Annotated in this window: 12 protein-coding genes; 2 read left to right on the top strand and 10 right to left on the bottom strand. The window is 66.7% G+C overall.

Translation table 11 applies throughout. From position 1 onward, the window contains the following. The first annotated feature begins 110 nt into the window (after window positions 1-110). The gene (locus ACTIMO_RS09570) at window positions 111-2,237 is read left to right on the top strand and encodes an acyltransferase family protein (RefSeq protein WP_448182261.1); all 2,127 of its coding nucleotides are present in this window, start codon (window positions 111-113) and stop codon (window positions 2,235-2,237) included. Window positions 2,238-2,246: 9 nt separating this feature from the next. Here ACTIMO_RS09570 and ACTIMO_RS09565 read toward each other — a convergent pair whose 3' ends face one another. Genes ACTIMO_RS09565 through ACTIMO_RS09550 form a run of 4 tightly spaced genes read right to left on the bottom strand, consistent with a single transcriptional unit; the run spans window position 2,247 to window position 5,750 of the window. Beyond that, window positions 2,247-3,674: a lipopolysaccharide biosynthesis protein gene (locus tag ACTIMO_RS09565; RefSeq protein ID WP_448182260.1), complete on the bottom strand. Its 1,428-nt coding sequence runs from the start codon at window positions 3,672-3,674 to the stop codon at window positions 2,247-2,249. 2 nt (window positions 3,675-3,676) lie between these two features. Next, complete coding sequence (locus ACTIMO_RS09560) at window positions 3,677-4,573, bottom strand: glycosyltransferase family 2 protein (protein ID WP_448182259.1); 897 nt, start codon at window positions 4,571-4,573, stop codon at window positions 3,677-3,679. Continuing rightward, entirely contained in the window at window positions 4,573-4,980 is a 408-nt protein-coding gene (locus tag ACTIMO_RS09555) for a DUF2304 domain-containing protein (RefSeq protein ID WP_055768777.1), read from the bottom strand. Before ACTIMO_RS09555 ends, ACTIMO_RS09560 begins: the two co-directional genes overlap by 1 nt. Continuing rightward, window positions 4,977-5,750 (bottom strand): glycosyltransferase family 2 protein, encoded by a 774-nt coding sequence (locus ACTIMO_RS09550; protein ID WP_448182258.1) that lies wholly within the window; start codon window positions 5,748-5,750, stop codon window positions 4,977-4,979. Before ACTIMO_RS09550 ends, ACTIMO_RS09555 begins: the two co-directional genes overlap by 4 nt. A 197-nt stretch (window positions 5,751-5,947) precedes the next feature. Between ACTIMO_RS09550 and ACTIMO_RS09545 the strand changes: the two genes are divergently transcribed. Further along, window positions 5,948-8,014 (top strand): DUF6541 family protein, encoded by a 2,067-nt coding sequence (locus ACTIMO_RS09545; RefSeq protein WP_448182257.1) that lies wholly within the window; start codon window positions 5,948-5,950, stop codon window positions 8,012-8,014. Between the two features lie 167 nt (window positions 8,015-8,181). Here ACTIMO_RS09545 and ACTIMO_RS09540 read toward each other — a convergent pair whose 3' ends face one another. The 6 genes from ACTIMO_RS09540 to glf all read right to left on the bottom strand — a co-directional run bounded on the left by ACTIMO_RS09540 (window position 8,182) and on the right by glf (window position 14,635). After that, window positions 8,182-8,511 carry a hypothetical protein gene (locus tag ACTIMO_RS09540; RefSeq protein WP_448182256.1) on the bottom strand — a complete coding sequence of 110 codons (330 nt, stop codon included), beginning with the start codon at window positions 8,509-8,511 and terminating at the stop codon, window positions 8,182-8,184. A 157-nt stretch (window positions 8,512-8,668) separates the two neighbouring features. Then, window positions 8,669-9,700, bottom strand: a complete 1,032-nt coding sequence (locus ACTIMO_RS09535; protein ID WP_448182255.1) for a hypothetical protein — start codon at window positions 9,698-9,700, stop codon at window positions 8,669-8,671. An 87-nt stretch (window positions 9,701-9,787) separates the two neighbouring features. Further along, complete coding sequence (locus ACTIMO_RS09530) at window positions 9,788-10,531, bottom strand: ABC transporter ATP-binding protein (protein WP_448182254.1); 744 nt, start codon at window positions 10,529-10,531, stop codon at window positions 9,788-9,790. Between the two features lie 2 nt (window positions 10,532-10,533). After that, complete coding sequence (locus ACTIMO_RS09525; RefSeq protein WP_448182266.1) at window positions 10,534-11,379, bottom strand: ABC transporter permease; 846 nt, start codon at window positions 11,377-11,379, stop codon at window positions 10,534-10,536. A 41-nt stretch (window positions 11,380-11,420) separates the two neighbouring features. Then, a complete protein-coding gene (locus tag ACTIMO_RS09520) occupies window positions 11,421-13,451 on the bottom strand; it encodes a glycosyltransferase (RefSeq protein ID WP_448182253.1) in 2,031 nt (676 codons plus the stop codon). Next, window positions 13,448-14,635 carry a UDP-galactopyranose mutase gene (glf, locus tag ACTIMO_RS09515; RefSeq protein WP_448182252.1) on the bottom strand — a complete coding sequence of 396 codons (1,188 nt, stop codon included), beginning with the start codon at window positions 14,633-14,635 and terminating at the stop codon, window positions 13,448-13,450. The genes ACTIMO_RS09520 and glf overlap by 4 nt, the downstream gene beginning before the upstream one ends. Window positions 14,636-14,746 lie beyond the last annotated feature (111 nt).

The following is a 14,746-nucleotide window of genomic DNA, read 5'->3' as shown; positions in this document are numbered from 1 at the left end:
CACCCACCCCACACCCATCAACAGCATGCCCTCCCACCGAGGCGGCTATCATTGGATCGCACACGTCCCTCCCAGCTCGCGGACGATGATCTCGAGTGCTAGGAGAATGAGTGATAGACCAGACCGCCTCGGTGGGGTCGCCACGACGTCAAGGGACCGGCTCCCCACAGCGACGGGACATCCAGGCGCTCCGGGCGCTGGCTGTGTCGCTCGTCGTGGCGAATCACCTCTGGCCGGATCTCCTCAGCGGCGGTTACGTGGGAGTCGATGTCTTCTTCGTCATCTCCGGGTATCTCATCACGAAGCACCTGCTCGGTGAGCTGCAGCGATCGAAGCGGATCAGGCTGGGTCAGTTCTACGCCCGACGGGCGAAACGGCTCCTGCCGGCTGCACTGCTCGTCGCCCTGGCATCCCTCCTGACGGCTGCGATCTACCTTCCGGCGGACAGACTTCTCGCTATCGGCAGGGAGACGATGGCCGCCACCCTCTATGTGGAGAACTGGTCGCTCGCCGCACAGGCCGTCGACTACTCCGCGCAGAACAACCAGGCCTCCACGGTGCAGCACTACTGGTCCCTCTCGGTCGAGGAGCAGTTCTATCTGGTCTGGCCCGTCCTGCTCCTCGGGGTCTATCTCCTGGCGGGCAGGCTGCGTTCCCCGCGGAAAGTCCTGCTGGCAGCACTCGCCGCCGTCGGCGCGGCGTCGTTCGTGTTCTCGGTCTTCCTGACCTACACCAGTAGGAGCGAGGCCTATTTCGTGACGCCCACCCGGGTGTGGGAGTTCGCCGTCGGCGGTCTCATCGCCGCTGCGGCATCCGTGTGGTTCGCTGACGACCGCTTCCCCGGCCGCCTCCGGCTCGCGGGCCTCGCGCAGTGGACGGGCCTGGGCCTCGTCGTCGCCTCAGCACTGGTGTTCGACGAATCGACCTCCTTCCCGGGCTACCTGGCTGCTGTTCCCGTGCTGGGCACGGCACTCGTCATCATGCCGGGGCCGCAGTCCCCCTCCTGGTCGCCCAACGCGCTCCTGGCCGCCTCCCCCGTCCAGACGCTCGGCAACATCTCCTACTCGCTCTATCTCTGGCACTGGCCGGTCATCATCCTGCTGCCGTCGATCATGGGTCGCACTCTGGGTGCGGTCGATCTTCTCGGGGCCCTCCTGCTGTCGGTCGTGCTGGCGGGACTGACGAAGAAGTACGTCGAAGACCCGGGCCGCTCCCGGCTGCTCCCGGGAGCGACACCGAGGAGGGTGCTGGGCATGACCGCCGTGGCTACTGTCCTCGTCCTCGTGGCGTGCGCGGGTGCTGTAGCGGCTGCGACCCTCGCCCAGGCAGAGGAGGCGCAGCGTCTCGACGCGCTCTCGGGCGACGAGTGCTTCGGCGCCAAGAGCCTGTCGTCCTCCGCCTGCGCGGATCCGTTCGGACCGCCCGCGGTGACGAACGTCGGCGAAGGCGAGGCGCCCTGGTTCGACGCGGAGGGATGTGCCACCCATCCCGATCCCATCGTGCTGGGCGACCAGAAGCTCCTGACGCTGTGCGACTTCTCCGAGGGACAGGACGACAGCGAGACGGTCTGGCTGATCGGCGATTCCCACGCGGAGCAGTGGAAGGCGGCAATCCTGCCGCTCGCACGCGAGAACAACTGGACACTCAACGTCAGTCTCGTGGGAGGCTGCCCGTATGTCGACGTGAAGCGATCGGCATTCATGGGGGCGGCCACCGGTGGGACGGTGCAGAAGAAATGCCTCGACTGGAGCGCCGACGTCTCCAATCGCGTCCTCGCCGACGCACCGGATCTGGTCTTCCTCTCCTCCTTCTCGGTCGGCGAGGAGATCGACGACGGGACCGGACGGTCCCAGGCCGAGCAGTACAGGACCGCGTTCTCGGATCGGGTAGGTCCCTGGGCCGACCAGGGGACGGAGGTCTTCGTCATCAGGGACACACCGCTGACCCTGGAGCGTTCGACGCCCGAGTGCATGGCCCGCAACGAGGAATCACCGCTCGACTGCGCGAATGCGAAGAGCCAGGCGCTCCCGGCAGACCCTGCCGCCGAGGCGGCACGGTCGCTCGAGCGACCGGACATCCGGGTCATCGATCTGTCCGACCGCTTCTGCCCGGACGATACCTGCTACGCCGCGATCGGTGGACTCCACGTCTATTTCGACAAGGACCATGTGGCGAGGAGCTACGTCCGCTCACTCATCCCCGACTTCGCGCAGAGGTTCGCGGCCGCCGGCTCCTGAGCCCGCAGCTCAGGAACTCGACGTCGCTCTGTCTGCGGTGCGTCGGGACCGTGCGAGGAACAGCGCCCCCGCCAGGAGTGCGGCGACGACTGCCGCCTGGACCATGCCGGCCACGACGCCGAACGGCACCAGACCGAGCAGGAGGACGACGACGACGTGGACCCCGAAGGCACCGCCGAAGGAGGGGAGCGGAAGACTCCGGCCCGCGTCGGACCTGCGGACGAGCGCGTACGTCAGCAGTCCGAGGGCCACGAACCCGAGCACCTGCACGATCGCGACGACCACGACCTCCGATCGTGACGCGGGCCAGAGCGCCAGCAGGGCGATCGCCACCAGGACGCCGGGTGTCACGAGGGCGAGGCGCCTGGTGCGGTCGTCGATGTACAGGAGGTTCGAGGTCACGAGGAACAATGCGTACCCGATGGACACCAACGGGAGGGCAGCAGCGATCGGCCGGACGATCTCGGGTTCGGTGGACAGGATGGTGGACCCGACCACCGCCCCGGAGGAGGCGAGCAGTCCGACTCCCGTCGACCAGGCGATGGCTTCGACGGACACGCGTCGCGTGACTGCCACCAGCTCGCCGCGCGCCGCGGACATCATGCGCGTCGACCAGGCATTGTTCAGCGCGTTCAGGATCGTGATCGGCCCCAGCGCGAAGATGAGGACGGCTCCGAACCTGCCGGCGTCCTCGACGGTCGCGGCATAGGCGAGGATCAGGACGGACCCTTGGGTGAGCAGCATGAGCGCGCCCGTGTGCGGGAGCAGCGGGCCGGCGATCCTGATCGACTCTCTACTGGAACCGGCAACCCTCCAGGGCAGGCGCGGCCGGGCGAGGACGAGTGCCGCGGCACCCGTGAGGACGACGGCGAGGGTGTAGGCGCCCAGGTAGACCTCAGCGGTGGGCGCGACGAGGATCAGGCCCACCAAGCCCAGCAGGTTCGCCAGAACGGACGAGCCGATGCTCAGGAGCACGAAGTGCCCGGGCCTGTTCTGCGCCCTCAGGACGGCCTGCGCGCCCAGCACGGACCCGAGCACCCCGACGCTGATCACCGCGAGCACCGTGCTCGGGGCCGGTCCACCCGACCCGAAAGCACCGAGGAGGAGGAGGCACAGGACGACGACGACTGCCAGGGCGGCCGAGGCGAGGACCATGAACCCGTACATGGCACGGGACCGATCCTGTCCGCGCTCCCGCGCGAACCAGATGTTCGTGATCGCCAGCGGCAGGCCCGCCGAGATGAGCACCACCAGCACCTGGATCGTGACGACCGAGGTTGACACGATTCCCCATTGCCGGTCGTCGAGGATACGGATCGCGAAGGGCTGGATGAGCAGCAGGCCCAGCCCCTGCAGGAGCGACCCGACGAGGTACCAGGTACCGGAAACTGTCGGGCGGGTTTGCTCGGGCTGCGGTGCTGCGGACCCGCTTGACACCGCTATCTGGTGAGGGCGTGGGCGGTCAGCTTGCGCAGGCCACCCCACATCCGGCGCCGGGCCACCTGAGGCAGGAGGGTCAGCGCGTGGAGCCGTGACGACGCGTGACGGCTCGCAGCCGTCGCTGCACGGTTCCAGCCGAGCCGCTGGAAGTCCCTCACGCACTCGTCGAAGAAAGCGCGCTCCTCGGCGAATCGCCGACCGTCGAGCGCACGCACGGAGGAATCCGACTCACGGTGGCGCCTGTACTGGAAGCAGGTCTCGGCCAGGACGAGCATCTTCCCGCCCGACATGATGATGTCGGTGGCAAGTGCAAGGTCCTGCACCACGTCGTACTGCTCCCTGAAACTGTGCCGCGTGATAGCCGTCGAGCGCCACGCAAGGGAAGGGAAGTACAGCCAGTCACCCGTGAGAAGGCTGGCGGCCAGCGGTTCCCCTGCTACGACAGCGCTCGCGCTCTCCCCCACGAGCCGGCGCCGGAGGTAGCTCTTCACGCGGTCGCCGACCGGCTGGTAGATGGTCCCGTTCTCGTCGATGACGTCCACGCCCGGCTGGATGATGTCCACGGATTGGCGCGAGAAACCCTCGTGCACCACCGAGAGGTAGTTGGGGAGCATCAGGTCGTCCGCGCCCATGATCACGACGTAGTCGTGCTCGATGAGCGACAGGCACTTCCGGTAGTTCGCATTCGCACCGAGGTTCACCTCGTTCCTGAAGTACCGGACGCGTTCGTCTGTGTCCGTCAGGTCCCTGAAGTAGGCCGGCAGCGAATCGTCGGGGAATCCGTCATCCACGATGGTGAGCACGAAGTCCCGGTGGTCCTGGTCCAGGACGGACCGGACGGCCGCCTTCATCATCGCCACGTCCCCGTAGTAGGGGAACATCACGTCTATAGTCATCAATCTTTCCTCTGCTGGTCAAAGTTCATCGGGTTGTCGGCCCCGTGCCCGGGGACAGGGGTGGCTTTGGGGTCGTTCAGCCGCTCTACTGCCGCCCGTAGGATCGACACTTCTTCGGCGAGGATCCGTGTTTCGTCCTCGAGGATCGTCAGCTCGCGTGACACGTGCAGGGAGACTCCCACGAGCAGGAGGATGGACAGTGCGAAGAGCAGGTTTGACGGCACGATCACGCCCACCGCGTCAGCAGCGAATTCCAGGAGGCTGGGGAACAGCGCCAGGACGATCGTGAGGGAGCCGATGACGAGCCAGAGGATCGCATACTTCTCACGGAGTTTGCCGTTGCGCAGCATCATGAGGACGACGGCGACGATGAGGATCGACGAGAAGAGTGAGAATGCCACGCTCATGCTGGTACGGGTCCTTCTCCTGCTATGTCCCCGGTCGAGGGAGCTTGGTAGTCACGCATGGTTCTCCTGCGGGCGAGGGCGAAGCAGAGGACCAGGCCCGAGCGCGCAAGGTAGATCGAGGCCTTCCACGGGCTCTGGCTGGGAGTACCGGCCTGGCGCACCCTCATCTCGACGGGCACCTGGGTCACGGTACAGCCCGACTTCAGGGCGACGACGAGGGAATCGATCGTGTCTCCCAGGTACTCCGCCGGGAAGTGCTCGATGTACTGGTGCAGCCCCCGCCGATTCACAGCGCGGAAACCCGAGGTGACATCGGTCAGCCTGGTACGGGCCACGCGGGAGATGACCCGGGCCAGCAGGGACATCGCCCAGCGCCGCGGCCCCTTGGCCTGGTACTCCCCCTTGCCCGCGAACCTCGCTCCGATCGAGATGTCGGCCGACTCCAGCCCCTGCAGCACCTTCGCGATGTCCTCCGGCATGTGCTGGCCGTCCGAATCGACCTGGATCACACCCGAGTAGCCGTTGCGCAGCGCGTACTTGAAACCGGTGCGCATGGCGCCGCCGACTCCGAGATTGAAGGGAAGCCTCAGCACCACGGCTCCGGCGTCTTCTGCGATCCTCGCCGTGTCGTCCCGTGATCCGTCATCGACCACGAGGATGTCCATATCGGGTTCCACCCGCTTGATGTCCCTGATGGTGTCGCCGATCGCCTCTGCTTCATTCCAGGCAGGCATGACGATCAGGATGCCGGAAGGCGGTCTGTTACCCATGATGTGCAATCATAGCAATAGGCGTTGCGACCCCGGTGCTGACCCCGCGGGAGCCGCCGATCATGGTCTGGTGCACCTCGAGCAAGCCACCGGATGTCCCGGCTCGGAAGGGCCACGGAGGGCGATGACACCGTCGCAGGACCGGCGCTGAATCCTCCGGCCGCGGCCCGCCGAACCACGACGAGGAGAATGACCATATGAGCTGGTGGGCCACTGCCCCTGCCTTCGCGAGCACGCTGCTCGTCTTCTTCGGGCCGGGACTCCTCGTCCTGGCGGCAGCCGGCGTCAGGAGGCTCAGTCTGGCCGCCCTGTCCGCTCCGATATCGATGTCCATCGGCTCATGCCTCGCCGTCGTGCTGCCGTTCATCGGCGTGGCCTACAACCCTGTGTCCTACCTGGTCTTCTCGGTGTGCCTGGCCGCAGCGGTGCTGCTGGCGCGCCGAATCCTGCTCACGAAGGGCGCCGCCGGCTTCGCGTCGGTCCGCCGCTACGGCGACGTGGCCCTCGTCGACAACCAGCCGTTGCCGAGGGAGAGCCTCCCGGCCTGGGTCGTGCGGATGCTCGTCCCGGTCGCCATCGCCTTCCCCGCAGCCATCATCGGCACCAGATACATCGCAGCGTTCGACGCACCCGGGAACTTCTCGCAGACGTTCGACAACGTTTACCACCTGAATGCGATCCGGCACATCGCAGAAACCCAGAACGGCTCAGCGCTGACTCTCGGGAACCTGACCGAGGGATCGCAGGCCTTCTACCCCGCCGCCATGCACGATCTCATGGCACTCGTGGTCATGATGACCGGCACGGCTGTCCCTGTCGCCGTCAATCTGGGCACCATCGCCCTGGGAGCCCTGGTCTGGCCCCTCTCCTGCGTATTCCTGGTCAGCCGGATCGTGGGCTACCGGCCCATCCCCCTGCTCGCTGCAGGCGTCCTCTGCGCCGGCATGAGCGGTTTCCCCTACATGATGGTCGCGTTCGGTGTCCTCTACCCGAACCACGCCGCGATCGCCGTGCTGCCGGTCGCCCTGGGACTGGCCGTCGAGGCTCTCGGCATGACCCCCGCCCGCCGCCGCTCGCTGTCGATCTCGGCCGGCCTGCTTGCCGCCGCAGTCCTCCCGGGCCTTGCCCTCGCCCATCCCAGCACGCTGATCGCCCTTCTGGCGTTCGCGGGACCGGTCGTCGCAGGACGGGCGGTCAGGGAGATCCAGGACGCGAAGAGCGAGGGATCACGCCCGGTGCTCTGGGGCGTCCTGTTCGTCGTGTATGCGGGCATCACGCTCGTGGCATGGCTGAAGGTCCGGCCGTCGTTGGCCTTCGCCCCCTGGACACCTTTCCAATCCAACGCCCGCGCGATCGGCGAGGTGCTCGGAAGTGCACCGATGGGCGCGACCACCGCATGGGTACTCCTGATCCTCACGGTTGCCGGGATCTACGTCGCAGCCCGCCAGTTCCGCACCATGTGGTGGATCCTCATGATCTTCGTCGTCGGGGGCGTGCTCTACATGGTCGTGTCCAGTTGGAGCCTGGGCTGGTTCCGGACCTTCCTGACCGGCGTCTGGTACAACGACAGCTTCCGCCTCGCGGCACTGCTGCCCGTCGTGACACTCCCCCTGAGTGTGCTCGGTGCGGAGTGGTTGACGGGTCTCCTGCGGCGGACACGGAAGGTGCAGGCGGTCGAGAGTGAGGGCGCGGTCCGCAGTGCGAACCCGTCGATCGCCCGAAAGGTGCGGGGAGCGGTGCCCACGGTGACGGGCAGTCCACTCGCAGCTGTGGCGGTCCTCCTCGTCCTCGGACTGGGGACCCAGGGCGGGACCCTGGCCGGCGTCCAGGACAGGATGGAGGAAGTTTTCGCACTCGAGGAGGACTCCCCACTCCTCACGACCGACGAGCTGGCGCTGCTGCAGCGCGTCCCCGACCTCGTGCCGCCCGGGGACGTGATCGTCGGCAACCCCCGGACCGGCGCCTCCCTCGTGTATGCCTTCGCCGATCGACGCACCATCGCGCCCCATATCTTCGGTGAGCGCACCGACGCCGAGCAGGCGCTCCTCGATCACTGGGACGAAGCAGGCTTCAATGTGGCGGTCTGTGATGCCATCGAGAGCGAGCGAGCGTACTGGGCCCTCGACTTCGGCGACCAGGAGATCGTTCCGGGCGACGAACCCTACATCGGCTTCCGGGCCCTGGAGGACCAGAGTGCCCCCGGCATCTCGCTCGTGGCAGAAGAGGGCGACGCCCGTCTCTACCGTGTGGACGCCTGCACCTGATCGTGACGGGGCGCTCGCCGGCCGGTGGAATCACCCCGGCGGTGCGCGCTCCCGCCCTCGCAGATCCCAGCCGGATGGCAAGGCGTCGATGATCGCCCGGGCGAGCGGATCCGGCCAATGGCTCGGGCCGGAACCGGTCGGATGGTGCTGCCGGAACAGCCTGATCGTCAACTACCGGCGACACCATCGCGCTCGAATCGGACCACCGAGGTGCCGGTACCGTCGAAGCGCTCCCCCGCGCGGTAGCCGAGTGTCTCCTCGGACGAGCGGCGCCCCTCGTTCCTGATCCGCCGTCCGATGGCGACCATCAGCTCCGCGGCCAGGCCGACGGCGATCAGCCTCGGCACATGGAGCGCGAACTCGGAGAGGCCGAACGGCGGCGCCCACGCGCGCAGGACGAGGTCGTAGAAGCCGTGGACGAGACCGACGTTTCCCAGTCTCCGCACAAGGTCGGGAAGGCTGCGATCGATGGCGCTGATCGTCGCCGCTTCGTCCACCCAAAAGCTGGGGGCGTCCCCGAACCGGAGGAGACGATGCACAGGGCGCGACGACGACAGCTGGTGCTGCCGACCCCCGCAGCTGACCGGTTCACCTCCCACCGCTGACACGCCGACGACAGGGGTTCCGGCGGCCGACGCCCTCCCGGGCGCCGGACTACTGGCGCGCGTCGAACGCTGCCTCTGCGAGCATGGGAACGAAGTTCCGCGCCAGCCAGTCGATACTGAGCGGCGACACCATGATCATCGCAGCGCCCATCTCGTCCTTCGGGGCGGGGACGACCTGCACGGCCGGGTCGAGATCCCCCGCCAGTTCGTCCGCCAACTCCTGGGCCCGCCGTCGTTCCGCGACCAGGACGAGGACGTCCGCCCGGAGTTCCTCCGCCCGGGCGCGCGGCAACCGAATCTGACCAACCCGCCCGAAGACGTCGTCCACCAACTCCTCGGCTTCCTCCAGGCCTGCCGGCAACGGGGCGGCGCTGATACCGAACTCCTCGAGGATGCCGACCGGTCCGCTTGCGCCGTCGTAGACCCCGAGGTCCGCTCCTGCCGCCGTGAACGCCTCGACCGCGAGGAAGGTGGTCCCGGGCAGATCCGGATAGTCGGAGGTCGACTCCCGGATGCGCTGCTCGGTGTCCCGGATCAGCTCGGTGCCCCTCCCGGAGCGACCAATGGTCCGTGCGACCTGGTCGACGGTCTCACGCCAGGAGGGTTTTCCCTCGCCGGGCCCGTGGACGACCGGCGCGATGTCGGACAGCCTGCTGTACTCGTCACGCGAGATGTCGGCGCCGAGGGTGAAGATCAGATCCGGCTCGAGATCCTCGATCGCCGCGAGCGCCAGGTCGAGCTCGTCGGGGTAGAGCACCGGCGTCATCGCCTCCTCGGCGACGCGCCCCAGGTTGTACCAGGGGGTGGAGTTCGATCCCGGCATGCCGAGGGGCGCGATCCCGAGCAAGAGGCAGACGTCCGCCGCAGCGACACCGAACGTCGCGATCCGGACCGGCCGGTCGGCGATGGTCGTCACCCCGAAGTGGTGGCGCACCTCGATCGGGAAGACGGCGTCCTGGGCGTCGGTCTCCTCCGTGGGGCTGCTGGTGCACGCCGCGGCGATGAACGGCAACCCGAGTAACCCCAGGACGACGGCCCGTCTGCTCGTCACCGGAGCCGTGCCGGCGATCTCGTCTCTCACTATTCTTCCCTCTCGTGAAATGCTTGCATCCGGAGCCTGCCCCGTCTCCGGTGGCCCCCGGCCTTCGCTTGTGCTCGCTCGTGCTTCCTAGTGCTCGCGCGCGCGCTGCCTCAGCTCCGCGACGACGGAGGCGACGTCGCCGTCCTTCACGAGCCGTCCGCTCTCGAGGAGGATCCCGCGCTCGCAGACACTGGACACCAGGTCGAGATCGTGGCTCACGACGATGAGCGTCTTCCCCGCCGCCGCGAGCTCCCTGATTTTCGCCAGACACTTGCGCTGGAAGGGTTCGTCTCCGACGGCGAGGATCTCGTCGACGAGGAAGATGTCCGGATCGGTGTGGACCGCGATCGAGAAGGCGAGGCGGAGGTACATCCCGGACGAGTAGAACTTCACCTCGGTGTCGATGAACTCGCCGATCTCGGCGAAGTCGATGATGGAGTCGAACCGCTCCTCGATGTCCTGCTGGGACATGCCCAGGATGGCGCCGTTCAGGTAGACGTTCTCCCTCCCGCTGAGATCGTGGTGGAAGCCCGCCCCGACCTCGATGAGCCCGGCAAGATGGCCTCGGGTACGGATGACTCCTGCATCAGGCTGAAGCACACCGGAGATCAGTTTGAGAAGCGTCGACTTGCCGGATCCATTGAGGCCCAGCAGGGCGACCGTCTCGCCCGTGCACACCGTGAAGCCGACGTCGTCCAGTGCATTGAACTTCTGCACGAGCTCGCCCCTCCTCCCGCGGACGAACCAGACGAAGGCCTCCTTCAGCGATCGGGTATGGCGGAGGACGAACCGTTTCCGCAGGCCGGTGGCGACGATCGCGTCGGTGGACATCTTTACAGCTCCTGCGCGAAGTTGGCCGACAGTCGCCGGAAGACGAACTGGCCGAGGACGAGGACCAGCAGCGAGACGGCCCCGGCCACGGGTACCCACAGACCGAGGAGACCGGGCATCGAGGCGGAACCCGCCGCCCCGTCTCCGAGGGTGGGTACCCAGAACCCGACGTGGAAGAGTTCGACCGCCACGGTCATCGGATTGAGCTGGTACAGGAAGAACCATTTGCCGAGAGCGTCACTAACGAGGACCCAGCTGTACAGGACGGGAGACGCCCATGTCACGACCATGAGAATCATGTCGACCAGGTTCTCCGCGTCCCGGAAGTACACGTTCACCGCCCCGAAGAGGAGGCCGAGCCCACTGGCGAGACAGGCGACGATCAGGAAGCCGACGAGGACCAGGAGCAACTGGAGGATGTCGGGACGCCATCCCACCACGAGACAGGCGCCCGCGAGGACGAGGACCTGCGGGACGAAGTGCACCGCCGAGACCCAGACGGCCGAGATGGGGAACAGCTCACGAGGAAGGTAGATCTTCTTGATCAGGTCCCGGTTCTCCACGATGGATCGGGTCGCGTTGCCGAAGGCCTCGGTGAAGAAGTTGATGAGGACGATCCCTGAGAACAGGTAGATCGCGTAGTTCTCGGTCGTGCCCTGCAGGTTGAGGAAGATTCCCAGCGCGACGTAGTAGACGGAGAACTGCAGGAGCGGCTTGAGGTAGGACCAGAGGAGTCCGAGCACCGACCCGCGGTAGCGGACCCGTATCTCCTTCCGCACCAGAAGCCGCAGGAGGAATCTGTTCCTGAGGACAGCTGCGAGTCCGCCGCCAGCACCAGGTGTCTGCATAGCGCCCGGGAGGTCCGCCGCGGAACCCCGCACCCCGTTGCTCAATCTGCCGTGTCTCCCTCGATCTCCCCGGAGTACCGGCGGAACGTCCTGGTCCAGGCCTGGCGACCGGTGAAGTCGGGCAGGGCGTCGCTGTACCGTCCCTGCAGTTCCGACCAGTTGCTCACGAGCTTCAAGTGCCGCGAGAGCGTCTTGCCGAGGAGGGAGAAGAACATCGAACGGTCCCGCCGGTACCAGGACACGCCTGTCCCGTCGGAGGCGGTGACCAACGCCGAATCGAAGCGCGCCAGTCGCCACCAGCGCGCATCCATCGCCGGGATCTCCGCTGCGGGTCGCTCTGCCGCGTCGGCGTGCACCGGCCGCGATTGGGAGATCAGTGCAAGGGCCGCGCGGACGAGGGACTCCAGGACCGTCGCGGGCTCCTGGATGTGCTGGTGGTTCTTCCGTTCCCGCACCGCGGGGAAGTCGGACCGGTTCGGCATGACCCGGGCGTCCGTGAACTCGCGCCGGGTCGTCCTGACCCACTGGAGACGTTCCCCCAGGGTGGCATGGAGGTGCGCGGGTCCCTCGAGGACGTCGTCGAGGGCCTGGATGCGGACGGCGACGGCGGAGTACTGCATCGACAGGAGATGCCGGACGTCGAGTGCGAGGCTCTCGAAGGGCATCCTGCCCCCGCGGTCGAAGGGCGAGTGGCTGAGCGCGGCGACCCACCGGTTGCGCTGGTGGTAGTACGCCTGCCAGTCGATCGTGTCGTCCTTCTCCGTCCAGGGCATGTGCCAGACCGCGGCGCCGGGGAGCGTGACGGTGGTGAAGCCCGCCTTCTGCGCGCGCACCCCGTACTCCGCATCGTCCCATTTGATGAAGACCGGTAGGGCGAGCCCGATCTCACGGACGATGTGCAGAGGGATCAGACACATCCACCATCCGTTGTAGTCGACGTCGACCCGGCGATGGATCCATGGAGTCATCCGGAGATTGCGCTCGGAGAAGTCGTGGCCCTCGAGACTCTTCGCCGCCGGCCCCCAGAAGAAACGCCGGCGATCCACCTGTTCGCCGAATGTATGGAGGACCGCGCGCTCGTAGAGGTTGAACATGTGGCCGCCCACGATCGTGGGATCGGTCGTGTAGTTCGCGAAGTGCAGGGCGCGGAGGACGCCTTCGGTCTCGATGCTCACGTCGTCGTCGAGCAGCAGGACGTAGTCGCTGTCCTCGTCGCGCAGGGCCTCTTCCATCCCTCGCGCGAACCCACCCGAACCTCCGAGATTCGCCTGCTCCACGAGGCGGAACCGATCACCGAGACGCTCCGCGGCCGCTGGGTAGGCGCCTTGCTTCGCGACCCTGTCGTCGCCCTGGTCGATGATGATCAGGCGGTCCAGGACCTCGAGCAGATCAGGGTCACTGGCAAGGGTGTGCATGTGCCGCACCGCGTATTCGGGGCGGTTGAAGGTCGTCACCGCGATGGAGAGGGACCCCTGGCTGCGCGCCGACGCTGCGGGCACGGACCAGTCGGCCCGGGACAGGGTGACTTCCTCGTCGTGCGCGACGAGGTCGAACCAGTACCAGCCGCCGTCGACGAACGAGGCCAGCGGCAGATCGAAGACGAGTTCACCACTCGCCGTCGTCGTCGCACTCTCCACCCTGTTGGACGTGCCGCGTGGACTCGAGCGGTAGACGATGACCGATGCCTCGCTGCCCGCCCCGAGATCCACCTCGACGCGCAGTCGAACGGTGCGTACGGGGGTGTGACGGCGCCAGTAGCTGGCCGGGAAGGCGTTGAAATACGTGCCGAGGGACACCCTCCGGTGCGCCGGCAGCTTCAGGCTCGTACGTCCGGCGATGAAGTCGGACCTCTGGTGGCTCAGTACGGGGAACGCCGGCGTCGTCTTGGGTGCCCCGAGACGGATCGCACGTCGTGACGGGTCGACCACGCGTCGCGCCGGATTGAAGTCCACATAGAGGGGCAGGACATCGGTGTCCCCTTCGACCGGGAGCACGATCTTGTGGACGACCTGGTATGCGGTCGTCCCCGCTCCCGCCGTGCTCCCCACGTCCTCCGACGCTTTGCCGGTCATGCGTCGACTCCGCCGCTCTCGAATCTCTGTCCGCTCGTGAAATGGGGCGTGACCTTGTTGTCGAACATCGAGAGCGCGGAACCGATCGCCATGTGCATGTCGAGGTATTTGTAGGTCCCCAGGCGGCCGCCGAACAGCACGGACTTCTCACCCTTCGCCAGGTCGCGGTACGCAAGCAGCTTCGCGCGGTCCTCCGACGTGTTGATCGGGTAGTACGGCTCGTCGTTCTTCTCGGCGAATCGCGAGTACTCGCGCATGATGACGGTCGCGTCCTTGGTGTAGTCACGCTCCGGGTGGAAGTGGCGGAACTCGTGGATGCGCGTGAACGGAGAATCCTCGTCGGGGTAGTTCATCACCGAACATCCCTGGAAGTCCTCGACGGGGAGTACCTCCTCCTCGAGGTCGATGGTCCGCCAGGAGAGGTCTCCCTCGGCGAAGTCGAAGTACCTGTCGACGGGACCGGTGTAAATGACCGGAACCTGGCCGAGCGTCGTCGACCGCGAGTACTCGTGGCCCTCGTCGAAGAAGTCCGTGTTGAGGTGCACATCGATATTGGGATGATCCGCCATCCGCTCGATCCACGCGGTGTAGCCGTTGACCGGCAATCCCTCGTACTTGTCGTTGAAGTACCGGTTGTCGTAGGTGTAGCGCACCGGCAGCCGCGAGATGATCTCCGCCGGGAGGTCCTTCGGGTCGGTCTGCCACTGCTTGCCCGTGTAGTGCTTGATGAAGGCTTCGTAGAGCGGCCGCCCGATGAGCTGGATACCCTTGTCGTTCAGGTTCTGGGGATCCGTACCCGCCAGTTCGCCCGCCTGCTCCTGGATCAGTGCCCGCGCTTCCGCCGGACCGAGAGCCGTGCGGAAGAACTGGTTGATCGTCCCGAGATTGATCGGCATGGGGAAGACCTCACCCCGGTGCCGGGTGTAGACCTTGTGGACGTACGTGGTGAACTCGGTGAAGTTGTGGACATAGTCCCAGACACGCTCGTTCGACGTGTGGAACAGGTGCGCCCCGTAGCGGTGGACCTCGATACCGGTGTGGGCCTCGTTCTCGCTGTACGCGTTGCCGCCGATGTGGTGCCGACGGTCGAGCACAGCCACCTTGAGGCCCAACTGGGTGGCCGCTCTTTCCGCAATGGTCAGGCCGAAAAAGCCCGACCCGACGACAACGAGGTCAACGTTCACAAGTGCTCCTGAATTGATTCTGACGACGGACATGCCCGCTCAAGGCTACCCGACGGAAGCTGAGCGCCCCCCCAACCGGAGGGGCGGCAGGACCGGGGAGCCCGGCGTGGC

It is taken from the genome of Arthrobacter sp. CP30, assembly GCF_053470025.1.
The sequence above is the reverse complement of the archived record's forward strand: the minus strand, read 5'-3'. Positions and strand labels throughout refer to the sequence as shown.